Annotated in this window: 12 protein-coding genes; 7 read left to right on the top strand and 5 right to left on the bottom strand. The window is 34.7% G+C overall.

The annotated features are described in order from the left end of the window. Positions 1-138 precede the first annotated feature (138 nt). The gene (locus EKL97_RS07330; protein ID WP_126568568.1) at positions 139-2,646 is read left to right on the top strand and encodes a M14 metallopeptidase family protein; all 2,508 of its coding nucleotides are present in this window, start codon (positions 139-141) and stop codon (positions 2,644-2,646) included. Positions 2,647-2,715: 69 nt separating this feature from the next. Here EKL97_RS07330 and EKL97_RS07325 read toward each other — a convergent pair whose 3' ends face one another. The 3 genes from EKL97_RS07325 to EKL97_RS07315 all read right to left on the bottom strand — a co-directional run bounded on the left by EKL97_RS07325 (position 2,716) and on the right by EKL97_RS07315 (position 11,229). Then, positions 2,716-5,010 carry a BamA/TamA family outer membrane protein gene (locus tag EKL97_RS07325; RefSeq protein ID WP_126568567.1) on the bottom strand — a complete coding sequence of 765 codons (2,295 nt, stop codon included), beginning with the start codon at positions 5,008-5,010 and terminating at the stop codon, positions 2,716-2,718. Between the two features lie 97 nt (positions 5,011-5,107). Continuing rightward, positions 5,108-10,081 carry a translocation/assembly module TamB domain-containing protein gene (locus EKL97_RS07320; protein ID WP_126568566.1) on the bottom strand — a complete coding sequence of 1,658 codons (4,974 nt, stop codon included), beginning with the start codon at positions 10,079-10,081 and terminating at the stop codon, positions 5,108-5,110. A gap of 338 nt (positions 10,082-10,419) precedes the next feature. After that, a complete protein-coding gene (locus EKL97_RS07315) occupies positions 10,420-11,229 on the bottom strand; it encodes an NIPSNAP family protein (protein WP_126568565.1) in 810 nt (269 codons plus the stop codon). 512 nt (positions 11,230-11,741) lie between these two features. Between EKL97_RS07315 and EKL97_RS07310 the strand changes: the two genes are divergently transcribed. From EKL97_RS07310 to EKL97_RS07285, 6 genes are all read left to right on the top strand, one after another. Beyond that, positions 11,742-12,719: a FecR family protein gene (locus EKL97_RS07310; RefSeq protein ID WP_233588561.1), complete on the top strand. Its 978-nt coding sequence runs from the start codon at positions 11,742-11,744 to the stop codon at positions 12,717-12,719. Between the two features lie 10 nt (positions 12,720-12,729). Next, positions 12,730-13,317, top strand: coding sequence for a sigma-70 family RNA polymerase sigma factor (locus tag EKL97_RS07305; protein WP_233588560.1), 588 nt, complete (start codon positions 12,730-12,732; stop codon positions 13,315-13,317). A 74-nt stretch (positions 13,318-13,391) separates the two neighbouring features. Further along, the gene (locus tag EKL97_RS07300) at positions 13,392-16,865 is read left to right on the top strand and encodes a SusC/RagA family TonB-linked outer membrane protein (RefSeq protein WP_199742821.1); all 3,474 of its coding nucleotides are present in this window, start codon (positions 13,392-13,394) and stop codon (positions 16,863-16,865) included. 20 nt (positions 16,866-16,885) lie between these two features. Next, positions 16,886-18,361, top strand: a complete 1,476-nt coding sequence (locus EKL97_RS07295) for a SusD/RagB family nutrient-binding outer membrane lipoprotein (RefSeq protein WP_126568563.1) — start codon at positions 16,886-16,888, stop codon at positions 18,359-18,361. Between the two features lie 135 nt (positions 18,362-18,496). After that, positions 18,497-20,023, top strand: coding sequence for an alkaline phosphatase family protein (locus EKL97_RS07290; protein ID WP_126568562.1), 1,527 nt, complete (start codon positions 18,497-18,499; stop codon positions 20,021-20,023). Between the two features lie 144 nt (positions 20,024-20,167). Next, a complete protein-coding gene (locus EKL97_RS07285; protein WP_231507430.1) occupies positions 20,168-20,518 on the top strand; it encodes a glycoside hydrolase domain-containing protein in 351 nt (116 codons plus the stop codon). Positions 20,519-20,623: 105 nt separating this feature from the next. Here the strand turns inward: EKL97_RS07285 and EKL97_RS07280 are convergent, their stop codons facing one another. Then, positions 20,624-24,208: an AAA family ATPase gene (locus tag EKL97_RS07280; protein WP_126568561.1), complete on the bottom strand. Its 3,585-nt coding sequence runs from the start codon at positions 24,206-24,208 to the stop codon at positions 20,624-20,626. Positions 24,209-24,384: 176 nt separating this feature from the next. Further along, the gene (gene sbcD / locus EKL97_RS07275; RefSeq protein ID WP_126568560.1) at positions 24,385-25,617 is read right to left on the bottom strand and encodes an exonuclease subunit SbcD; all 1,233 of its coding nucleotides are present in this window, start codon (positions 25,615-25,617) and stop codon (positions 24,385-24,387) included. Between the last annotated feature and the right edge of the window lie 509 nt (positions 25,618-26,126).

The raw sequence follows: 26,126 nt of genomic DNA, 5'->3' as shown, positions 1-26,126 counted from the left end.
GTATTGTTAGTATTCTTCAAAAAAAAGGATTTAGCAAAACTAATACTTTGTTAAAATCAATATTTCTTTAATCCAAAATTTAGCTTGTGCAATACTTTGTAAATGGCTATTTTTGAAGTTTAACTAACCCAAAACAATATGAAAAAGATTATTTTTTCTTTTTATCTACTGCTAACTTTGGTGCTGAGTGTTCATTCGCAAGTGCAAAGTCCTTCTGAATTTATACCCAATTACGGAAAACAAATAACCTATTACCATCAGACTGAAAATTATTTTAAGCATCTTACGGAAAAGTCTACTTTTATCAAACACCAGAAATATGGTGTAACGCCGGAACAAAGGGATTTGAATGTATACTTTATATCGAGCCCGGAGAATTTGGCTAATTTGGAACAAATTAGGAATAACAATTTGGCAGCCATTGGTTTATCCGAAAATAAATCACAAATGATTGGCGATAAATTAATTGTTTGGTTGAGTTTTAATGTGCACGGAAATGAATTTTCCGGAACCGAAAGTGCTATGACCGTGGCGTACGAATTAGTAAATCCTTCGAATGCCGATACTAAAAAGTGGTTAGAGAATACCATTGTAATACTGGATCCATGCATCAATCCCGATGGATATTCCAGATACGGAAATTGGTTAAGAGAAATTTCAGGTAAAAAAACGCATCCGGAATTGTCAGACAGAGAGCACATGGAAGTGTGGCCGGGCGGTAGATACAACCATTATATATTTGATTTAAACAGAGACTGGGCGTGGCAAACACAACCGGAAACCCAACAGCGTATTGCGTTGTACAACCAATGGATGCCACAAGTTCATACAGATGTGCATGAAATGGGATACGATTCTCCGTATTTTTTTCCACCCTCAGCGGAACCTTTGCACGAATATATTGAGAAATACCAGAAAGATTTTCACTACACTTTAGGTAAAAATATTTCTAAAAAATTTGATGCTCAAAACTGGATGTATAACACCGGTGAACGTTTTGATTTGTTTTATCCAAGTTATGGGGATACGTATCCTACATACAATGGCGCGGTTGGTATGACGATGGAACAAGGCGGAATAGGTGCGGGGAGAGCCGTTACTATGGGCAACGGAATCACCTTGACGATACAAGACCGATTGACACATCACGCTACGGCAGTCCTGACGGTTGTAGAATCAGCCGCCGCACAAGCGGATGTTTTGCTGAAAGGTTTCAGAGGTTTTATGAATAATTCCCGAAAAACAGTGAAGGGAAATTATAAAATGTATGTGATGAAAAATAATCCGAAGTTGGTTCAAATGGCGGATTTGTTGAAAAAAAATAATGTAGAATTCAGTTACGCTGATGCCAGTCAAAAAGTATCCGGATTCAATTACAATACAAAAACAGATAAAGGTTTTACGATTGAACCCAATGATTTAATTGTAAAAGTAGATCAACAAAAAGCTGTTTTAGCACAAGTGCTTTTTGAACCGGACCAAAAGTTGAATGACAGTTTATCGTATGATATTACCTCTTGGGCTTTGCCCTTGGCGTACGGTGTTGAAGGCTATGCGTTAAAAAATAGTCTGGACATAAAGACTAAAGCAACTATTGAAGTGAAAGAAAAGATCGTTCCTAAAAATGCTTATGCGTTTCATATTCCTTGGAATAACAGAATTTCAGCTCAGGTGTTGTCTTTGTTGCACCAAAATAATATCAAAGTGAGGTCTGCGATGAAAAAAGCCATTTTTGGAGATGTGATTGTAGAGCCGGGTGGACTGTTAGTGACCAAAGCGGATAATCCTAAAGTGGTTGATTTTGAAAAAACGATTAGTGAACTCGTAAAAATAAAAACCGATTATAATTACATACTTACAGGTTTTTCGTCTAATTCTAAAGATGTAGGCGGCGAAAATTTTAATTTATTGAAAGCGCCTAAAGTCGTTTTATTATCCGGAAAAGGGGTGGGCTCTACAGAGTTTGGTGCCGCTTGGTATTATATGCAAGAAACTATTGCATATCCGGTGAGTGTGGTTGAAGTAAATAATTTCAATAGATTTAATCTTTTTAACTACAACACACTGATTTTAGCAGACGGATATTATGATTTTTCAGATGACCAACAAAAGAAAATTGGCGAATGGATTAAAAACGGTGGAAAAGTGATTGCAATGAATAGTGCGCTTACCCTTTTTGAAGCAAAAGAAGGATATGCGTTAAGTCCTTTTGCAACTGAAGAAGACAAATTAAGCTCTGAGAAAGCCGCTGAAGAAGAGGAACTAAAAGAACGCTTCTTAGATTTTCAGGATTCAGAACGCAGGTATATTTCTAAATCGATTCCCGGAGCCATAATTGAAAACCTATTGAATAAAACACATCCCATGTCTTTTGGTTTAGGCGATACATATTTCAGTCTAAAAACGGATGACAGACATTATTCACTATTGAAAAAAGCCATAAATGTTGCTTATGTTCCTAAAGATTATAAGAGTTATGGTTTTGTAGGTAATGAAATCAAAAAGAAACTGAACAATACCGTGAGCTTTGCAGTTGATAAAAAAGGCGATGGATCTGTAATTTATATGGTAGATAATCCATTATTCAGAGGTTTTTGGGAAAATGGAAATCTATTGTTCAGCAATGCATTGTTCTTAGTCAATTAAAGAGTGTACAAGATAGGTTACATAAAAAGAGCACGAGGTATCGAGCTCTTTTTATGTTTCATTGTTTTTCTAAAAAGGATAACCAATTGCTAGATTGAAAACTAAATTTTCTTTTCTCCAGGCACTATTTCCCAGACTGATTTGATCTAAAACCCAGCGATCTCCATTTGGTAAATACGGTTTGCGTAACGGGAAAGCAAGATCTGTTCTCAGAATTAGAAAAGAGAAATCAAAGCGTAATCCGGCTCCAACTCCAACGGCCAGTTCATTCAGGAATTTTTTGGAAAATTTTGCTCCCGGTTTATCCGGATTTTCATTCAGTAACCAAATATTTCCGGCATCTAGAAACAAAGCTCCTTTTACCAGTCCATATATTTTAGTTCGGTATTCGGTATTAAACTCTAGTTTTAAATCACCGGATTGATCCGCTAAAAAAGTGCCGGTGTTAGCTGCAGCTCCATCAAAACTTCCAGGTCCCAAGGAACGGGCTCTAAAGGCTCGCAAACTATTGGTCCCACCAATGAAAAACTGCTTGATAAAAGGCATTTCATTTGAATTCCCATACGTAAATCCGGCTCCTGCAATGATTCTGCTGGCTAATTGAGACTCTTTTCCTAATTTCAAATAATGTCTGAAATCTTGCTCTATTTTGATAAATTGACTAAACGGAACATCAAATAATTTGATAGTATCTCCTTTTCGAATATTTGCTCCTGAAACTAATCCTGCTATATTTCCCACCAGATCAAGGCTAGCTTTGTAGTAAAAAGTGTTTTTCTTTCTTGTTTGTAAAGTATTAGTGTACGTATAGGAATAGGATGGTCCAAATAGTAATTGCTTCTCAACCACTTTCTCCAGAGAAGGGTTGTTTGCAATTTGTTCATGGTACAAATTAGTTATGTTTTGCGGACTGGCGTATGTGATTTCGGTAACATTTAAAAGGTGTTCTTTTCGTTCGTTTTCTTTCCATAAATAACCAAAAGAACCTTTGAATGTTTGTAGGGAATATAAATTGGTTCTGTTTTGAAATTCATATCCCAATGTTGCTTTTGTCTTTGGAACAAAACCACTTGACGGGTTTAGCTTAAAAGGGGATATAAATCGGGGCCAAATTAAATTAGCTTCGGTACCAACTCTGTACACATTGAAACCATTATTTTGTCCGGAAACTTGCACTTCTACACCCCCAAAAGCTGAGATTGTTAATAATTCAGCACCCCGGAACGCATTGCGATTGCTCCAGTTTAAATTGAGTTCGGTTCCGGTGTAATTAGCAGAATTTGTTTTGGCCAATAATTCCATCCGAAGCGATTTTTTAGGCAATGGCGTCAGGTAATAATAGGCATCTAAATAATTTCCGAGTGTATCAGAAACCTTAAACTGATTTTTTACAAATTTGAAAGTACCTAGGTTTACCAATCGGTTCAATGATAAATTATGGTCGCTACGGTTGTATAGATCCCCTTTTTTAAAATATAAAGCCCGATCAAAAATCCTGGGTTTGAATAAATTTTCTGGATCTATAATGGTTAAATCATTATATTTTGTAATGGTATCGATACTGATTTTTAAACTGTCAGAACTAATAGAATAGTTTGGATATACGATGATTTTATTAATTTTGTACGGAGTTTCGGCCAGTTTCGGAGTTTCCTCTTTTATCTTTACAATAAGATCGACCTGATGATCTGCAACTGTCGAGTCTACTTGTACTTTTAAATAATCAGGATTAAAATAAAAGAATCCTTTTTCTTTTAGCCTGGAATCGATTCTGATTCTTTCTTCTTTGATGGTATTTAGGCTGTATCCTTCTTCTTTTTTTAACAAACTTCTAAGTCTGGTATTGCGAACAGCACTCGAAATCACTGCGGAGTCTACAGGGAATTTGACGGCTCTGATTTTGTATTGTTTTGCGGGTTTTACAAGATATTCTGCAGTTGCTTTTTTTCCGTGTCGTGTTGAATCAGCCGCTGTTTTTGTATTGAAATAGCCATTGTTTTCTGTGAAATTTTGTAAAACGTTTTTGTTGTATTCTAAGTCTACCTGACTGTATAAAACAGGGGCTTCGCCTACTTTAGTTTTTAACCAGTAGCGCCATCCTTTTTCTTTCTTTGGCGTCCCAGCCAAGTTATAAATGTATAGCTTAGGCCTCAATCCTAAAATCGAGGAATTGGGTTTTGGTCTTACCACTTCTCCTAGAGCGGTTTTTAATGCTTTGTTTTCTTTTTTAGAGGTTTCTTTTCCTTCTACGGTTACTTTAGCACCGGTATACAGCAGCTCTCCTTCGAGCAAAAAGCGAGTGTTGCTGCACGATGAAGCCAACATTGCAAAGAAAAGAAAAGATACTAAATGGTTATTGTTCATTAATTTTATTATTTATTAAAAAAAATTAAACCACTAAGAGATTAGGTTTTTATTAAGGAAAATCAATTGGTCTAATTTCTTAATGGTAAAAAAACTTTTATTTATTTTTTTGCTTTGCTTTCTTCGCCTCACTTTTTGTAAATAATTCTTTGAATTTATTATAATCTAAAGTGATTATAAAGGCAATTCCAGTCTCGACGACTTCCCCTTGCAGCGCCACTTGGTATTTGTTTATGCGGTAGGCTCTCATTTTATACCTTCCATCTCTTGAGAGTTGATAATCTAAGGAAACATTGCCGGCAATATTATTGGTATTTTGATTGGCTTGCTGGGGCCCTTCAATCCCAAAGCTGCTGCCAACAGTAACTTTCAATCGGTCGTTCATCAATTTTTTTGAAATGCCTACATTAAGATCTGTTTTGTTCTCGCGTTGCCCGGTAGTATAATCATCGGACGTATTCAGATCAAAATTCAGCTCTACTCCTTGAATTAAATCACCGGCGAGGTTGTTCAGTTGTTGGGATAAAATTTTACTGGCACTTTCTCTGGCCAGTGAGGAAACGGTTGCTCCGCCGGATTGACTGGCAAATGGGTTTTCTCCAATAAAACGATTCAAGAGCAGTAAGGCAAAAACCTGTTTGTTCAGCTCATCAGGTTGCTGACGCAATTGGGTCAGTTTAGCCTGAGTGGTATTTATAATCTCTGTTGAAACACTATTGTTCCCCTCCGGCAAAACTATATCAAATGAAATAGTGGGTTTGAGCAAAGCACCATTCATTTTTAATGCGGTTTCAAAAGGGATTTTTTGTTTGTAGGTATTTCTCACTTCGGTGGTAACACTTCCTAATTGGTCATTTACTAAATCAATTGGAGCCGCTTCTGTTTTATAAATTGCAGTTATATTAATATCAGCAGTTGTGGGCTCTCCTGTCCATAGAATGTAGCTGCCTTTTTTGATGTCAAATTTCCTTTTGATGGCGTTAAAGTTCATTTCATAACTCCCTTCGGACAATTCATAGCGTCCGGTCAGCGTTGTTTTTCCTGAAGGATCAATTCCTCCGTTTAATTGCGCTTCGCCTTTTAATTTCAAGAAATCCCCGTTGGCTTTGTCAATTACCATTGATAATTCAGCTTCTTTGTTTACCTCAATGTTTACGGATGCGTTAACCCCTTTTATAGTGGATTCACTGCTGAATTCTTCCAGAACAATGGTCTCCATTAATTTTGGATTGTCTTGGTCAATAAATTCTACAATTCCTTCCCTATCAGCTATTGAAGGATCTGATTGGGGCAAAACAATAGTGAATTTAGTCTCTTTATTAATACGTATGGTTCCTTCGACAATAGGATTGTCTAAATTTCCTGTTATTTTTAAATGGTTGTCTAAGTACAGCTCTCCATAATACAAATCATTGTCTTTCGCTTTAGTATTGACCGCTTTGAAGTTATCCGCATCCAGGGCTAAATCGAACCCAAAATTACTAAAATTGGCACTGTCAATTTTTCCGTTGATGGCTAAATCATTGTCTCTCTCATCATTGATAATGAAATTGTCAAAAACAATAGCGTTTTCAGTAAAGATAATTTTATCATTTAACGACTTAAATTTAGAATTGAGCGGCGTGGCTTTGAAACCAATTTCATTGAATTGTAATTCTCCAATTACTTTGGGCTGGCTGGTATACCCAGTGATTTTAAAATTCCCATTCAAAAAACCGGTGCTTTCAGTAATATTATTTAACGTAAAACCTTGAATGCTTTTTAAATTCAGCTTTTCAATATCCAGACTCATATCAAAACTACTGTTGTTTATTTTATAGTTTCCTTCTAATTTGACTTGGTTTCCCTGACCTGTAATAGCAACAACAGCATCGTATTGGTTTAAAATGGCATTATTTACTTTTATACTGATAGTTCCAATGGTATCTTTTTTGAAAGTAAAATTTTCAATATTTAAATCCGAAGTAAAAACGGGCGATGTAGTTGTGTTTTTCACCACTGCGTTTCCATTGATCTTACCACTCAGTTGTAAATCCTTTTTCTCCACAAAACTCGTAATCGTTTTAATGTCAAAATCTTTGAAATCAATAGTGATCGGCGCATTAGGAGTTTCAGAATGTGATTGAATGCGAATGGTGCTGCCGTTCTTGTTTAATTCGAAATTATCTGCGTAAATTCCTTTTTTGCCAAACCGAATCAAATTAGCATCCGCTATTGTCCAAGATTCATAATTCAGCAGTAGTTTAGCGGGGTCAAGACGAACTTCGTTATTTCCGTTTGCCGCTTTTAGTGTTCCGCTTATGCCATATCGTTCTGCGTCTTTTGCATCCTTCAGCTGTAAGGTGTAATCCAGGATGTTTTGCGCTACTTTACCTGTAATACTCGTATGTGGGAGCTGAATTTGTTTGTTTTGAATGTCGTCTATAATTAAGCTGTAAACAAGTGCATTTGCTTGTGTGTCTAGTTTGAAAATTACATTGGTTATCGTGTTTTCTCCATAAATTAATTTTGGAACAGCGCCATTAAGAACAATTGAGTCGTTGACAGAGTTGTATCTTCCGCTGATGCTAATGGGTTCCAAGCTTTTTATGCTAGGAATTAATTTTATTAAAAGAGGACTGTCTTTGATACCAATTTGAAAAGCAAATTGTTGCTTTCCTACCACTGTTTTTTTAGCAGTAGGATTCTTGTCATAATATTTAGCAATCGAGTTTGTTAATGCTGTAGCAACTTTAGACAGCGTGTATTTTCCTTTTATTTCTGCATTTGCAAGCGAGGAACTCAGCAATAATGTATTCTTTTGAGCAGTAGATATTGCAACAAGAGTGATCGAGTCTATCTCAAATTGTTCTGTTGCATTAGTGATGCTTATGCGGTTTGCACTTACACTTCCGTTGAGATAATCTAAATTTGCGGATTGAATGTCAGCATCTACAACGCCTCTTATTTTTAGTGGTCCTGCATGGAGATTTAGTTTTTCTAAATCAGCAATATCCACATTCAGTTTTAATTTTCCGGTAGGATATTTGTCTCTAAAGCTTCCGTTACTCACTAAATCAAACGTTAAATTAGGATCTTTTGCGTAGGCAGTAGCATTGAAATTTCCGTTGCGAACGTTTCCTTTTAAGCTTAAATTTTGATAGGTGTATTTGTTGTAATTTGCTTTTAGAATGTTGCCATTCAAAGAGGCATTGGCTGTTTTTGGATCAAATCCAGTTCCTTTTAGGGTTGCTTTCAGAGTGATTTTTCCAATAGAATCATTTTTGATAAAGCGTCCCAAATCAAAATTTGTAAACTCGGTTTGAACATCATATTTCTCGTAATTTTTTCTGTTTTGATTCAACGCCGCTTTAATCTTGGCGGTACCAAAACTACTTGACAGATTCAGGTTCGTATTGAAATTAGCAATGGTTCCTTTAAACGTTCCTTTGGCATTGAACTGCGGAGGCAACTGGATCGAATTTGGGATTGTTCCTTTGGGTAAAAAACCAATAAAATCTTTGGATCCTGATTGTAAGTTTTTGATATTCAAGTCAAAATAGGCTTTATTTACATCCGGCAAACCTACTATGCTGCCGCTTGCTGCTACTTTTGTAGTACCAATGCCGCTAATCTCCATAGATGGGAATGTAATAGCACTCAATTTTCCGGTTATGTCACCGTTGATTAGCAAGATGGCATTGGGATTACTCTTAAATGGGTCTGCATTTGCTAAAGTTGGTACAAAGAGCAGCACATCTTTGATACCCAATTTGCTTTTTTTCAAGTAAGCAATCAGACCCAATTCTCCCGGAGTATCAGCCAAAGCGGCAAGAGATGGATATCCAATTCTGATTTCATTTCTCAATTCTGTCTGCGGTGTTTTTAAATACAGTTTTTTGAGAAACGCATTCTTTTTGCCATAGTAAAATTCTGCGTTGAAGGATTGGATATTCAAACCACTATGATCTTTAACGCTTAAGGAATTTACTACTCCGGATATGTTAGTTGAGCCGTAATTTATGGCATCAATTTGCAGGTTTAAGTTAGTAAGATGCAAATGGTTGTAATCCATGCCTTTGGCAACAGCCGCAACATTGTTGTTGTCATACCTAAAATCTACTCGCTTGATTTCCGTATTCTTGATTTTGATTTGCCAGTTATTGCCTTCTTCCGAAGCAGAATTTTTTTTAGTTTTAGCGGGTTCTGATTTACCAAAAGCTAAAGCTCCTTTTAGACCCGATAATTCAATACTTTCAAGGAGTGCAAATTTGTTATTGATATCCAACCGGTCAATTTTAGCTACTAGTTTTTTCAAATAAAAAGCAGTAGATAACTTTGTTCCCTCACTTTGGTAATCAAAATCAATTTTTGCAAAATCAATTTCTCCTAGTTTTAATTTGAAAACGGGTTCCTGTGTATTTCCTGTGGGAACTTCTTTAGCAGCGGATTTCTGAACCAAACCTTGCTTTAATTTAAAGTGTAGTCCGTTGATTTTAGCCTTTGGAATTTCGAAATTCATTTGTTCTAAATCGAAAGTTTTAATTTTCGTTTCAAAGTGATTTAGATTGGTAGATAGATAATTTTTGGTAATCGCATCGGAATACGTTAACTGGATTCGGTCGAGCTTAATTTCGGATACAGAGAATTGCATGGGTGGCGAATCGCTCTTTTGTTCCTCTGGCGAGGCAAATGCATTCAGGATATAATCAAAATTAAAAACTGCTTTTGAATCCCGACTCAAATTAGTGGTGATGCCTTCGAGCTGAACGGAATTAATTTCGACTTTATTATTCATCAATTGAAAAAGACTAATATCTACAGCTAGTTTTTCTCCGGCAAAAAGGGTGTCTTTTTTTTGATCTTCAAAATAAACACCTTGCAGCATTATTTTTTTTGGAAGTCCAATTTCTATTCGATTAATAGTAACCTTAGTTTTGATTTTTCCTTCCAGATAGGTTACTGCTTTTTCTTTGACATAATTTTGAACAGACGGAGTTTGGATGGCCACAACCAAGACTAAGAACAATAGAAGTAGGAATCCTATTATCCAAAGGAAAATTTTTAAACTTTTCTTTAAATATTTTTTCAAAAGTGGTTTTATTTTGTGGATAAAAATAACCAATTTAAATCAGAATTGCAATTTCAAGTACAAATGGAATAAGTAAACAAAGTTCAAAATTAAAAAAAGGAAAGTTAGTATAAAATCAAAAAAATATGGCATTAAATTTTTGATATAAATTTAAGGCTCATTAACCGTTTTTAGGTCTTGTACCTGAGTTTTCATAGCCGTTTTCATAAAGGAAAGACCTCTGAACATTAAACCATATTCCAACAGAAAATAAGAGAGGTATTTTTTTTTTTTGGTTTCTATGTAGGATTAAAAGAAAACCACCTGTAGTTGGTTTTGCAAGATGTCTAGAAGCAAAACTAATAATCAGAATAATCAGTTGGATACAAAAAAGTGATGTCGATGTGGGAAATATTATTTTTATATTTTTCCATGGCAATTAGGGCTTTCCATTCCGGCGAATCTACAAAAGATTTCCAATGTGCTTCTCGGCTTGTTTGATCTGCGAAAGTAGTGAGGTACATAAGGTTTGGCATTTTGGGACCAGAGATCACTTCGCCATAAAAAACAGGATTAAAACCTAATCGATCAAAGAGTTTTATTTCTCCTCCTCCGTTAAACATGGCTACTTTGTTGACGTAAATTGCTTCTGTGGCTGATTCATAGCTTCTCAATTCGTATACACGACTGGATCTTGTGCTGTTCAAAGCGGGTTTTGTCAGGAAAGGATGGTCTGAAAAAGCCTGTAACAAAACGGATTCTATTCTTAAGTATGAAGGTTCATTGTAAACCGCATTCAAATAGGCTGCTCCGGCAGTTATGTAGGTTTTGTCTTTAGCTAGTTTTTCGTCAAGTGCAAGGAATTGTTCCAAAGTGGAAAACGGAATCAGTACCACAATTTTTTTTAAGGTATCTGTGGCGTTTGGTTTTAACTTGAACACCCCAATATTTTTGATTCCTAGTTTTTTTAATCCCGGCAAATAAGCTTCTTTTAGGTACTTGTCAGTTGTTTGTTCTTGTTGTTCTGTCTTGAAAATATAGGTTTTGAGTTGATACAATTCCCTAGGTTTTTGAACAGGTGTTGGTACAATCGTTTGCGCGGGTACCGGTTTAAAACTGGTATTAGTAAATACGATCAGCAGTGTGAAAAACAGGTTGGTTAATTTCATTTCATTTTTTTTGGTGGTAGGCTAGCCTGAATAATTTTTATAAAAGTAACCATTATTGTCCGATAAAAAAAGAAGTTAAATGAATGTCTTGCTGTTAAAACCCTATTTATTATGTTGTTCCGTTTTATGAAATGGAAGTATTTTTTAATGTATCTAATAGTACGTAAGTCCCTTATTTACTATTTTCCACGCTAATAAGACTTGGCTTTTCCAGTGGTGATAAATTCATTGTCCCAGTTGCAATACTATAGGCTTTTTTCAATGGGAAATATCTTTTCGTTGTTTTTTTGGAAAGTATTAATCATGGATCTTTTTTTATAAATGAAGGTTATTGCTTTTTTTTGATATCTCTTTTAGTACTGTGACTTTGCGTGTTCTCTCAAGCTCAGCTATTCGAAGCTGATTTAAACCGGACGATTAACAATTCATTAACGATATCGTGTCGATTTGATGGTATTGAAAACTAGGGGTATTTCTCTTATTTTGACTCCTATTAGTAAAGAGAATTTTTTATGTTGAATGTTAGTCAGAAAGAAAAAAAATGTGTGCGGTATCTTACCAACGAAATGTCTATAGCAGAGCGATCTGTGTTTGAAATTGAACTGTCTTTAGATGATGAACTCCTTGCTGTTTTTGAAAATTTTCAAACCATTTGGATGAATTATCCCAATAGTGAAGTGCCAATACGAACTATTTCTTTTGAGGAAATCATCACAAAATATAATAAACCAGAAAAGATAAAATCCGTAAAAATTTCTATCAAAAAGAAGGCTGTTTTTTCTATGGCTTTTCTTATGGTTTTTTGTCTGGGTTTTTATTTTATAGGAATGACTCCTTCCGGGTATACCAATCATAAAATTGCCCTTAAAGGGCAGCGGCTAACTTTTAAGTTACCGGATAGCAGCACCGTTATTTTAAATTCAGGCAGTGAAGTTAAATATTCCAGTGATTTCAGTACACAAAGAGCCATCTGGTTGCAAGGGGAAGCTTTCTTTAAAGTTACGAAGAATACTAATTCTCCTTTTGTTGTACATACAAATGGTTTTGATGTGAAAGTTTTAGGAACAGAATTTAATGTCAGTAGCAATACCATTGATCAAACTGTTTCTTTGGCAAAAGGAAAAGTAAACGTATTGCTTAAAGAAAGTAAGGATGAAATTAACCTATTGCCAAATGAAGAATTAGTATGGAATTCTAAAACCAAGTTAGTGATCAAAAGGAATTTTGATGTGAATAAGGTTGCTGCTTGGAAAGACAATATACTTATATTGGATGATGAAAAATTTGAAGATGCACTCCCAAAAATCAATCAATTCTATGGAGTAAATTTTATCATTAAGGATGCTGACATTGCAAATCAACATATAAAAGGAGCTTTTAAAAACCAGACAATTGATGAATTTATAACGTCTCTGGAGTTTATTTCAGAGGTAAGCATCACAAAAACTATTCAAAACAACATCGAGATATCCAAGTACCATGAAAATTAATGCAACAAAAATGGGTAGTAGTGATTGTTTTTCAGACGATTATTTATTTAAGCAAATTCAGAACGGTCAATACGAGGCGATGGAACTTTTCTTTAAAAGGTATTACACGCCTCTGTGCCGTTTTGGAATGAGTTATGAATCGAACTCGTGCCTTGTTGAAGAAAAAGTGGCTGATATTTTTATTCAGTTGTGGACCAATAGAAATATTCTTGATACAATTAAAAACCCTAAATCTTATATCTATGTAATTGTGAAAAATAGTTTAAAAAAAGTACGAAAATCAGAGCCATTTCACCAACAAATCGAAGAAACAAAAACTATAAACTCTATATTTTCGCCCAGTAGGGAGCAGGAGATTATTGAAAATGAAAAAAAAGAAATGAAAACTAATTTGATACGTGAAATATTAGATATTATTCCTAAAAAATCACGTCAGGCATTTGAACTCAGTAGAATAGATGGTTTAAAATACAAAGAAATTGCTGAAATCCAAAACGTCACTCCTAAAACGGTTGAAAATCATATCGCTATTGCTCTAAAGTATATTAGTAGGGCTTTAGAATCCTATAAAAAAAGAGGTTTGCTGAACTCCATTTAATAATTAGTAGAAAACCAGCTATTTTAAGATCAGTTTTGGTTTGTAAAAAATAACAATAAATAATCACAGGTAAAATGAAACAAAAAATTATTCTAACGGTATCCTTATTGCTTCTATTTGGTAATGGGATATCTTATTCAAAGACTTCAAATACAAATGCTATTGAAAATATTGCAGTTAAAAAAGAGAAAATCAATTTAAATCTAAAAGACGTTTCCATAAAGCAAACCTTTACTCTTATAGAACAGCAAATAAATAATAGGTTTATTTATATGTCCGACCAAAATTTTCTTCAAAAGAAAATTTCTATTACCATCAACAACCAAGATTTAAATCAGGTATTAGCCGTTTTGAAAACTAAGGCAAATATTGATTTTAAAGTCACAAAAAATGGAGTTCTGGTAAAAGAGCTTATTGATATTACTCCAAAAAGTATTCCGAAAAGTATTCCGAAAAAGAATCAGCAAAATCGAAAAATTACAGGTTTGGTTTTAGACGAATCTAATTTGCCAATACCCGGAGCTTCTGTTTTTGTATCAGGGACTTCTATTGCTACAACAACTGATTTTGACGGAAAATTTACGATTAGTGTTCCAGCAAATACAAAAGTCTTGTCTATAAGTTATGTAGGATTTGAAACGAAAGAAATCAATATAGAAAATAAGACTGAAATTAAAGTAATACTAGGACAAGATGAAACGGCTCTAAAAGAGGTGGTTGTAACAGCATTAGGGATAAAACGAGAAGAAAAGTCGCTAGGATATTCAGCACAATCTCTTGGTGAAAATGCTGTAAAAGATGCCAAATCAAATAACTGGGTAAATTCTCTTTCCGGAAAAGTTGCTGGTCTAAATATCCAGGGATCTGGTGCTGGTCCAATGGGTTCTTCCAGAATAACTCTTCGTGGAGAATCCTCACTTAACCTTGATAACAATCAAGCTTTGATTGTTTTGGACGGAGTACCTGTAAGTAGTAAGATCACCGGTACAGGATTTTCATCACACCTTTCTCAGGATAGTCCAGTTGACTTTGGTTCAACATTATCAGATATTAACCCTGAAGATATTGAGAAAATAACAGTTTTGAAGGGGCCAGGTGCAACGGCACTTTATGGAACAAGAGCTGCAGGTGGCGCAATTATTATTACTACCAAGTCTGGCAAAACTAAAGGAGGAGGAATAGGAGTAACTATAAGTAGTAATTTTAGTTTTGATCAAGTGAATCGTTGGCCGGATTATCAATTTGAATATGGAGAAGGTCGAACTGATAAATACTATTCTTATTTAGATAGTGCTGACGGACTAAATACAAGTACAAATGTAGGAGCAGGAAGAGCCTGGGGGCCAAGATTTGATGGTCAATCTTATTTTCAATATAATCCTAATGCTGCAAATGGCAAACCTACTGAACGTTCACCATGGGTTGCCAACAAAAATTATATTTCTGGATTTTTTAGAACAGGAACGACACAATCAAATAGTATCGCATTAGAAGGTGGGAATGAAAACGGCTCTACTCGATTATCGATTACTCATCTAAAAAATGATTGGATTCTTCCTAATACGGGTTTCGAAAGATTAAATGCCTCCTTATCTATAAATCAAAAAATCTCTGATAAGTTAAAAATAAATGGTAAAGTAAATTATACGAATAAGAAAAGTGATAATCTACCAGCTGCAGGTTACAACAATCAATCCATAATGTATTTTCTAATGATTGGTACCGCTCCAAACATTAAGCCGGAATGGTTTAAACCTTATTGGCAGCCTGGCCTAGTAGGTGTAAAACAAAAAAATCCTTTTAATACGGGACCTGATAATCCTTATCTAGGTATGTATGAAATGCTTAACAAAATGAATAAAAACGGGGTAATTGGAAACTTGTCCGCTACCTATCAGTTTAATGATAAACTTGAATTGATGGTCCGTTCTGGACTAGATATGTCAAATGAGTTCAGATCACAACAACGTCCTTTTAGTATGACTAAATATGCTCGTGGAATGTATAGAGAACAAAATGTATTTAGTTATGAAATAAATACAGATGCACTGTTAACCTATAAGAATGCGCTAAATAAGGATATCAATTATAGCATTATTGCAGGTGCCAATTCAATGAGGCAAAACTATGATTTTGTAGGACTTTATGCGGATCAGTTATCGCAGCCCGGAATATACCAAATTTCAAATAGCTTGGATCAAGCTGTTGCAGATCCTTTAAAAACAAAGAAAGCGATTAACAGTTTTTATGGTTTAGGGCAAATCTCCTATCAGGAAAAAATATTTTTAGATGTAACGGGACGGAATGACTGGTCAAGCACTTTGCCATATGGTAACAATTCCTTTTTCTACCCTTCTATCAGTTCCAGTTTCTTGATTCACGAAATGACAAATCTTCCCTCTATTTTCTCTTTTGCTAAATTTAGATTGTCTTGGGCCCAGGTTGGTAATGACACAAGACCGTATCAAACTGATAAGTATTATGACAGGATTTATGGCAATAGCTTTACGAATACTTCGATCTTATTTAATGCAAATTTAAAACCAGAGATAACTTCAAGTATAGAAACTGGAATTGATATTAGGATGTTTAAAAACCGATTATCAATTGATATGGCCTATTACAATAATAATAGTCGCAATCAGATTTTAGCAATTCCATTAGATCCAGTTACGGGTTATTCTAATGCAACCGTAAATGCAGGTTTAATAAACAGTAGAGGAATGGAGCTAGCTGTAACAGGAAAAATAATAGCCAAAAACAATTTCAAATGGAATACCACCTTGACTTGGAGTAGAAACAGAAGTTATGTAAAAGAATTGGCTCCAGGGATTACAAACCAAGTTATTTATAACCACGAGAATAATGTAAGCATAGAAGCTAGAGTTGGAGGAAGAATGGGAGATATGTACAGTAGAGGTTTCCAGAGATCTCCTGACGGGCAGATTATATATACTTCGGCTGGTTTGCCTGCAACATTGGATCCAGTGTTGAAAATAAGAGGAAATGCATTTGCTGACTGGAAAGCAGGAATCATGAATGAGTTTACCATTGGAAAAGTAAGATTGAGTGTACTTCTAGACGGACAAAAAGGAGGAAGTATGTATTCGCAAACCAATCATAAGAATAATACCTTAGGGAAAACCCGAGTAACGCTTCCAGGTCGTGATGGCGGAATTGTAGGACAAGGAGTCGTTTTACAATCGGACGGAACTTATATTCCAAACACTGTAAGAGTAGCTGCTAGTTCCTATTATGAAAATTATTATAACATCGGTAATGGAGAGACCAATATATTTGACGCTTCTTTTATTAAGATTAGAGAGGTTCGGATCGAATTTAACTTACCGAAAACCCTCTTGAAAAAGATAGGAATGAAATCGGCAAGTCTTGCTTTTTTCGGAAGAGACCTGTTTAATTTTACTAAGTTTCCTGGTTTTGATCCTGAAGGAGGAAATCTAAATAATGGGACACTGACACCAGGAGTTGAATTAGCTCAATTTCCCTCCACGAGAACTATAGGAACTAATCTTACTCTAAAATTTTAAATCAATAGATCATGATAAAAATGAATAAAACATATAATTTTCTTTTTTTGTTTGTAGTACTACTATCCTCTTGTACCAAAGATTTTGAGGATATAAATACCGATCCAAACCGACCTAAACAGATCACACCGGGAGTTATGTTGGGACAGTTGCAATATAGAATTGTTAATTCTAGTATCACTGCTTCTCGAAATCTTACCCATGAGTTGATGCAAGTTGATGCACCACGATCTAGTCCTTCGGGTGAGGGAGTGCATCGATATGTAATTAATCCTGGTGCAGGAATATGGACAAGTTTCTATGGTTATATGGCAGATATAGAGGATATTAATAGAACATCCGAAGCATTAGGAGAGAATAACTATAAAGCGATCTCGATGATCTATAAATGTTGGGCTTATTCTATTATCACAGATTTGTACGGAGATGTTCCTTATTCAGAAGCCGTTAAAGCAACTGAAGGCAACCTTAAACCTGCATTCGATAAACAAAAGGATATATATATTAAAATCCTGAGTGATTTAGAACAAGCCAATGCTTTGCTTGATCCCTCTAAAGCGCTGACTTATGGTGGTGATCTTTTATACAATTCCAATAGCCTTTCAGGAGGTGCAAATCCCGGAATTGTAAAATGGAAAAAATTCTGTAACTCATTAAAAATGAGATTATTGCTACGATTATCGAAACGTAATGGGGAGATTAATATCAATGAACAAATTACGGCACTATTAGCGGACCCTGTAAAATACCCTGTGTTTACTAGTAATACTGATGATGCTATTTTTAAATATACAGGAATATACCCTTATTACAATCCGTATTTTAATACACGACAATTGGAGTGGAGAGATGGTACCTATGTTACCAAATACTTCATCAATAAAATGAATACAGATAACGATCCAAGAAGAACTATATGGTTTAGAACAGTAATGGTTGGCGGTCAAAATGTATACCAAGGTATAGAAAGTGGTTATCCTATAACTACTGAATACCAGGTTGGAGCCAATACAAGCTATAATGATCTTATAAAAACTTTACCCCAATTGGGTATAATGATGACTTGGTCTGAGGTAGAGTCTATTAAAGCAGAATTAGCATTAAAAGGATTTAATACCGGAAAATCGCCTAAGCAGCATTATGATTCAGCAATAACTGCATCAATGATCCAATGGGGCGCAACTATGCCTTCAAATTATCTTACACAAGCGGGCGTAGTTTATGATACCAATGCATCAGTAGAAGCGCAATTAGAGAGAATCATTACACAGAAATATTACGCTTCGTTTTTTGTTGACTATCAGTCATGGTTTGAAAAAAGAAGAACGGGATATCCGATTTTGCCAAGAGGAACGGGTATACCAGCAGAAAGAGTATTTCCAAATCGGGTGCCTTATCCAACATATCTACAATCGCTTAATCCTGAAAATCTTGCAGCAGCCTCAGCAGCAATGGGAGGAGATAATACCGTTAGTAAAGTTTGGTGGGCTAAATAATTAAATAAAAAGTAAAACTATTTTACATTTTTAAATATAAAACTAAAACAGAAATAGAAACAGGGAAATACTTCTAAGAGCCAGAAAGACCTAGGCGTTCCAGTTGGATTAAATTTAAAACCAAATCATTCTATTATGAAAATCGTAAATAAAAGTTTCTTAATCTTATCATTGACTTTGCTTGTTAGTACCACTAGTCTAGCGCAAAAAAAGGTTGAAAAATCTAATGTTCGAACATTAGTTGTATTCTTTGATGGCTTAAGACCGGATTATATCACCCCTGAATTAATGCCAAATGTATATTTATTTAGTAAAAAAGGAAGTTATGGTAAACAGCACCACAGTGTATTCCCCACAGTAACTAGGGTTAATGCATCTTCGCTATCTACCGGATGCTATCCTGGAAGTCATGGATTAATGGGAAATACGGTGTATTTTCCTGAGATAAAAGAAACATCAGGTTTAAACACTGGTGATGCAGAGGAATTAAATAAAATCGCTAAAGCTACAGATAATCATTTATTAACATCAGTTTCGCTGGGAGAAGTTTTAGAACAAAATGGTAAAAGTCTTTTTGTTTTTAGCTCAGGTTCTACAGGACAAGCTTTAATGCAAAATCATAAGGTCAGTGGAGGCGCAATCATTAATACCACTATGATTTTACCAGAGACTATGAAATCTAAAATACTAAGTGAAATTGGAACAGTTCCAAGCGGTCTTGGAAAACACAAATGGTTAACAGATGCCGTTATAAAATATGGATTAACGTTAGATGGTCCTTTAGTTAGTACATTGTGGTATGGCGACCCAGATTCGGCTGCTCATAAAAACGGAATAGGATCGCCCGAAGCAATTGAGTCTATCAAATATGTAGATGAGCAGTTTGGAAGGATTATAAAATCACTTCAATTAAAAGGACTTGATCAAAACTTTAATGTTATCATTTCTTCCGATCATGGTTTTGTGACACATATTGGAAAACTAAGCCTTGCAGATTTCCTAATCCAGCAAGGACTAAAAAAAGACAAGGAATCAACAGAAGTAGTGGTTGCTGAAGGAGCAGTTTATGTAAAGGATCATGATGAAAAGACCATAAAAAATATTGTTGCAGCCTTACAGGAACAGAACTGGATAGGCGGTATTTATACAAAAGCTTTAAAAGAAGGAGATGTAAATGGTTTTGTAGAAGGGACGCTTTCTTTCGAATCAATATATTGGGATCATGGCCGATCAGGAGATGTTCTTGTAGACATGAACTGGAATGATAACAAAAATGATGCTGGATATGCAGGTACAAGTTTCGCAAAAGGTGTTGCAGGTCATGGTGGATTTAGCCCTTATGAAATTCATATTGCATTACTGGCTAATGGCCCTAGTTTTAAGAACAAGTTTGAAGGTAATTTGCCTACATCAAATGTAGATATAATTCCCACTGTTCTCCATCTACATAATTTAACAATTCCTAAACAAATGGACGGTCGGGTTATGTATGAGTTGCTAACAGAAAAAGTTTCTAATAATGTTCCACTTACCGCTAAGATTGAACTAATTAAAACTGAAGTAAAGTTACCATGGGGAGTTTATAAACTAGAAATGGAAAGATCTGTTTTGGGGAAATATAACTATCCTAATTTTACAAGAGTAGTTAGAGTAAAAAGATAATATTGCCTACAATATAAAAGTAAAGATGGTGTCTTAAATGTTAAGACACCATTTTTTTGTTCAATAAATAGTTTGAAATCCTAAAAATCACCAAAGAATATAAAAAAGATTTATAAAAACGAACCCCAAGCCTATGTCCGCACTATGGATGATGATGCCGGTACGATGTCCTCTTGGTTTGTAATGCGAAGTATAGGTCTGTCTCCGGCAAATATTGGCAGCCCCATTTATTATTTGACAGCTCCAATCTTTGAGTCCGTAAAATTAAATTGGGAAAATGGAAAATCATTTCACATACAAGTGTCTAATTATAATAAAGAGTACTTTTATGTTCAATCAGCTCAATTAAACGGCCAGCCAATATACAGAAATTGGTTGACACAAGAGGAGATTAGCAAAGGAGGAACTCTGATCCTTGAAACTGCTGCTGTACCAAATAAAAAGTGGGGAATCGAGAATCAGTGGATTTCAAAAACAGCAGAGGCAGAGGATTAATTAAAAGAATGCGAATTGGCAGTATTTTAAATCGTTTTATTTTGTCGCAAAACACGAGATATTTGCGACAAAATGGTACTTTATACTGGTGCTAATTCGTCGTTGTTAATCCACAATTTCAATAGTACTAAACTCACTCGTATATTTTTTTACTTGAATTTGAGTGGTAATTCTTTTTTTCAATTCTTCCACATGTGAGATGATCCCAATTTGGCGGTCGTCATTTTGGCGAAGCAACTCGAGCGTGTCTAATGCATTATTCAAGTTTTCGGGATCGAGTGAACCAAAACCTTCGTCGATAAATAAAGAACGGATTTTAGTATTCTTACTCGCAAGGTCGGATAATCCTAACGCTAACGATAAACTTACCAAAAAAGTTTCACCACCAGAAAGCGAATTAATATTGCGAATTTCTCCAAAAAAGTTTTTGTCTTTTATTTGCAATTCCATTTCATCTGAGGTGTCATCTTTAAAAAGTTCATATCTGTTGAACATGGTTTCTAGATGCTTATTGGCGTGTTGTACCAATAAGGAAAGCGTAAAATCTTGAGCGAATTTTTTAAAAGCTTTGCCATCGGAAGAACCTACCGTTTTATTTAATAGATCCCATTTTTGGAATACATTATTTTTTGTTTTGATTACATCAATTATGAGTTGATTTTCCTCCTGTATTTTTTTATTATTATTGATTTGCTCCTTAAGTTGCCCTATTTCTTGGTTTATTTTGGTTTTGTCTTCCTCTAAAGCCACTTTTTCGACATTTAAATCTTCTACTGATTTAGCTGTTAAAGGATTGGAATTGAGTTCCTCTTGTTTGAGTAAATTAGCATTCAATGCTCCTTCAATTTGTTGTTTTTTAGTCTCAAATGTTTGTTTTTGTATAATCAACAAAGCACTGTTTTCTAAGTTTAATGCTTCTTGTAATTGGACACTGTTTTCGAAACCATTTTCAGTCAGCTTATCATTCAATTGGGCTGTAGCCAAACGAAATACATCATCTAGTTCTGATTTTTCAGCAACCAATTGCCCTACATCAGCGTGTTTGTTTTTGATGGAAGCCAAGGTGATTTCCTTTTCACCTTTCCATTTGGTTACTGAATCTTGTTCCGTTTTACCTTTTATTTGCAAACGGTATTCTTCCTCTTGTGGCGATTTTAATTCAAAATTGGCCGTTTGATTTTTAAATTCATTCTCTAAGGCATTTTTTTGGGCAGTCAATTCTTCATTCCCTTTTTCATACAGTTGAACGCTTTCTTTTAAACTGCTGGTTTTTGTTTCAAACTCCATTATCGAAATAGTCAAGTCAGTAATCTTGGTTTGATTTGCCTTTAAATTCACATTTTCTTCCTGTAGTTTTCTTAAATTTTCAGATAATTCTTTCCCTATTTGAACAACTAATTGGATCTTATTTTGTTCTAAATGAGTAGCAAATAAAAGAAATTTTTCTTTTATAAATTCAAAGTTTTCATTGATTGATGCCTGCTTTTCGGTAATCTGTTTTTTGATATTTTTATATTCATTATCAGCCAATTGGATTAATTGTAACGTGTCAGATTTTTTTAAAAATAATATACTGAAATCGTCGTAGTTTTTGTTTAATTCAGAGATGTTATTTATTTGATTTTTAAGGGATTTTAACTCAGATTGCGAATGAATAATATTCGTTTGAATAGCTTCGAAATTCAAATTTTCATCAACCCCTAAATCCGATTTTAAGCTGAGAATTTCATTTTCAAATGCTGTAATATTGGCATTGTTATTTTTAATTTGCTGCTCAATTCCTGCTGCATTTTCGAGCGCTTTATCCTTGTTTTTTCCCAATGCTTTTATTTCATTATCCAATTCCTTTATTTTTTCTTCAATCCCATTTTCTGAAAATAAAGCAGGTAAGTTTTTGGTATAAGGATGCTCGGTTGCGCCACATAAAGCACAGGCTTCACCTTCCTTCAAATGGTGCCTGTGTTCTTCAAAACTTGCAACGAGGAGCTTTAAGTTTTTATTTTCTGTATGCAGTATTAATGAATTCGATTTGTCATAAATCTTCTTTTCAACACAAACGATTAACGCTTTGGCAAGTATAAATTCATCTTTGTTTTTCGATGATAAAATAGTTTCATTTTCTAATTTAGGGAAATAGTCAGACAGTTTTTTCCAATTATCCCAATCGGATTGTGCCTTTTCTTTTTTGGCATTCAAATCCTCTAGATTTGATGAGGTTTTCTTTTGTAATTCCAAAGCTTCTACCTGTTCTTTCAAAGTAGTGCTTTCATTTGCAACAGCATTCAATAATTTTTCTGTTCCAATATTTTCGGTATCGTAAAAAGCTATTTTGCGGTGTAAACTTTCAAGATCTAAAGCACTAATTTCGGTTTCCCACTTTTCGATATCCTTATATTTCAAGCTCACGGCACCTTTTTCAGTTTCCCAAGAAGCATATTTGTTATATTGAACGATGATACTCTGACAGGCTAAAATTTTGGCATCCATCGTCGCTTTTTCTTCCGTGAGGAGTGATAATCTTTTTATATTAGAATCGAAATTTAGTTTTGTAGTTTCTAAATCTTTAGTGTTTTTTTCTAATGAAACAGTCGTATTTGCTATAGCTCCGAGCGTTATTTTGGCACTTTCAATTAATGGTTTTTTGGTTGCTTGTTCCTTCTGAATTTCTCCAAATGTAAGGAGTGCCCTTTCTAATTCGGGTTCAGTGGTAGACAAATTTTTATTTAGACTTTCAATTTCATCAGTCGTTCTTTGCGTGTTTACGGTATTTTTAGCGCACTCTTTTTCACTGTTTTGAAAAGCTAGCCAATCTCTTTCTATTAGTTTTGCTTTGCTGTAATGCTCTAATTTTTGATATAATTCGATATTATCTAAAAAGTGTTGTTTCACCAATTCAAGCGAATTTTTATGCTGATTTATTTCTGTTTTCGTGTTTTCAACAGCCGCCAACCAAGCAATTTTCGCCAGAATTCGTGTTAATTTCGGTTCTATTTCCTTAATCGTATTTTCTTTTTCTTCAAATGAAACGGCAATAGCATTTAATTCTTCTTCATTTAAAATATTTCCGTTTATGGTGGCTCTTAGGTTATTAATTTCAGTTTCAAAGGCTTTTGTATGCTCAAAAACCTTCTTCGAGATTTCTTCATAAATTTGTGTTCCCGTTATTTTGCTCAACATTTCGGCACGTTCATCCGGTTTTGCTTTTAAAAACGCTGAAAAATTATTTTGAGCCAATAAAATGGATTTGGTAAATTGCTCGTATTTTAGCCCAATAATTTCTTCTATCATTGGATTGACGTTTGATACTTTTTCGGCAATTAACCGAAATTCACCATTCTCTTTTCTAGACAATTTTCTGTCATCCGTCGCATTTATTTTGTTATTTTTATTGAATGAAGCTGCCCATCTGGCCAAATAAACGATGTCATTTACTTCGAATGTAACCTCTGCATAAGCTTCTTTTTGATTGCGGGTGATTATTTCAGAACTCGGTTTGTCATTACCATATCGATTTATTTTACCGTATAACGCCAAAGTAATTGCATCCAAAATGGTCGATTTTCCGGCTCCTGTTTGACCGGTAATAGCATACAAACCCGCATGGGCTAAAATTCCATCTGTAAAATTAATTTCGGGTTGAACCCCTTTCAAAGACTGTATGTTGTTGATGTTTATTTTTAAAATTTTCATACTAAGATAATATTTGCTTTTTAAAGGAATATGGTATCGCCATTCTTCATTCCTGTTTGTGATTTGGAATCATAGCGATTTCATAAGAAGATGCTATTTTTTTATTGAAATCGGACAGAATTCTGTAATGCTTCGCCGGTGGGTTATCGCTTGGGTCAAAAAATGTTTTTGAAAACCTAATGTGTGTTATTAATTTCATTCAATATCTGCATAAACAACGGCATTATTCCGGCAATACTTTCTTCATTCATTCCTTTCTTTTCGCATCTTATAGTAAAGATTTTTGGGATATTATCCAAAGGATTATTATCGGTACCGGCAATATATTCTTCTCTTATTGATTGATTATTAATTGAGGCATACTTAGTAGTTCGGTTCAAAATTTCTATTTTTCTATCAATACATAAATCATTTATCTCGTTATTAAAGTCAATAAAATTGACAGCTTCAGTAATTATGATTTCTGCCCAAGTTGGCAATACTTGTGACGGTTTATGTAATTTTATTTTTTCAATAATTTCATCAGCCTTTCCTTCAAATCGTATCACACTCCTTTGCAAAGGTATGGACAGAGATTCATGGGCTATTTTATTATCGGCAATCGTCAAAACAGTTATTTCTTTAAGATCATTGCGTTCGTTAAAACTGAGTGGAATAGGGGAACCGGCATATTTTGCAATCACATTATCCGGATGTTGGACCATCTGAGGTTTGTGAATGTGCCCCATGGCAATATAATCATATCCGGCTGAAAATACACTCGATGGGATTTGTCCGAGTGTGCCCACTAAAGAATGCATTCTTTTTTCGGCGGGTTCACTTAGAATACAGCCGGTTACATACAAATGCGCCGTGCCAATAACGGGTACACCTGGATAATTCGTTTTTGCCTGTTTCAACAAATTATCGTAGTGCTTTTTTACTTCCGATGTAAATAAACCATGGGCTTCATTGACGGTTTCGCCCTCGATAATTTTACGAATATCACCATCACGAAGGTAAGGCACTGCGGCAATAACGGCTGCGGCATTTGTTGTTCCGCGTTTGTAAACTGGGATTAATTCTCCCACATTGTTCAGATCTCCACCGACAATACTTACATTTAAAATTTTGAAAATATCTTTATAAGAATTTAATCGAGACGCCGAATCATGATTCCCACCAATAATGATGACCTGTACATTTAAGTTATAAGCCTCCAATAAAAAATAATGGTATTTATTTATGGCTTCTACCGAAGGACTCGAAACATCAAAAACATCACCTGCAATAATAATGGCATCAATAGCCTGCGTTTGTATGGTTTTTAACAACCACTCTATAAAATATTGGTGTTCCTCTATTCTTGATTTTTGCAAAAAGGTTTGTCCAAGATGCCAATCGGCGGTGTGTATTATTTTTAACGACATGAATTTTTTGTTAATGAGATTGTTTTACTAGTTTTAGAAGATGCTACTGACTAAATAATGATGCAATTTCAGTTTTTTTATTGACTTTCCACTACTATCCCTAACGCGAAGATTTGGAAACCAGAATATTTTGTTGTTTTGCCGCAAGTAATTGTAGCTTGTATGAGTTATAGTAAAGCAAAGAGCTGTTCAGTCATTATATATGGTATAGTATAAAATCGTTTACTGTGTTGCGATTTTTTGTTAGGATAGTGTATGGTGGCGTTAATTTTCAGTAAATGAAAAAGAAGGAAGCGCATAAAAAGTGTAATAAAGCGTGATTTGGATAGGTTTCAAAAAAAGGGAATGGAGATTAAAGCTTTGTGAGGATAGATAAAAAGGTGATTTAGGATTGAAACGGATTAAAAGGGGAGTTAAGAATTAGGATTATTTAAAAAACTTTGATCTTCAAAAAACGTGATATCAGCTAGTTAAAGAAAAAGTTAAGAAAAGGTCAAAAAAAAGGGATT

This window comes from Flavobacterium sp. LS1P28 (assembly GCF_003970335.1).
Lineage (GTDB): Bacteria > Bacteroidota > Bacteroidia > Flavobacteriales > Flavobacteriaceae > Flavobacterium.
Note: the sequence above shows the minus strand (reverse complement) of the source record. Positions and strands in the feature narration are given on the sequence as shown.

Coding starts and splice junctions, on each gene's coding strand:
- sbcD (WP_126568560.1), bottom strand. CDS start 25,617: ATGTCGTTAAAAATAATACACACCGCCGATTGGCATCTTGGACAAACC.
- EKL97_RS07290 (WP_126568562.1), top strand. CDS start 18,497: ATGAAAATCGTAAATAAAAGTTTCTTAATCTTATCATTGACTTTGCTT.
- EKL97_RS07300 (WP_199742821.1), top strand. CDS start 13,392: ATGAAACAAAAAATTATTCTAACGGTATCCTTATTGCTTCTATTTGGT.
- EKL97_RS07330 (WP_126568568.1), top strand. CDS start 139: ATGAAAAAGATTATTTTTTCTTTTTATCTACTGCTAACTTTGGTGCTG.
- EKL97_RS07310 (WP_233588561.1), top strand. CDS start 11,742: ATGTTGAATGTTAGTCAGAAAGAAAAAAAATGTGTGCGGTATCTTACC.
- EKL97_RS07295 (WP_126568563.1), top strand. CDS start 16,886: ATGAATAAAACATATAATTTTCTTTTTTTGTTTGTAGTACTACTATCC.
- EKL97_RS07305 (WP_233588560.1), top strand. CDS start 12,730: ATGGGTAGTAGTGATTGTTTTTCAGACGATTATTTATTTAAGCAAATT.
- EKL97_RS07280 (WP_126568561.1), bottom strand. CDS start 24,208: ATGAAAATTTTAAAAATAAACATCAACAACATACAGTCTTTGAAAGGG.
- EKL97_RS07315 (WP_126568565.1), bottom strand. CDS start 11,229: ATGAAATTAACCAACCTGTTTTTCACACTGCTGATCGTATTTACTAAT.
- EKL97_RS07285 (WP_231507430.1), top strand. CDS start 20,168: ATGGATGATGATGCCGGTACGATGTCCTCTTGGTTTGTAATGCGAAGT.
- EKL97_RS07325 (WP_126568567.1), bottom strand. CDS start 5,010: ATGAACAATAACCATTTAGTATCTTTTCTTTTCTTTGCAATGTTGGCT.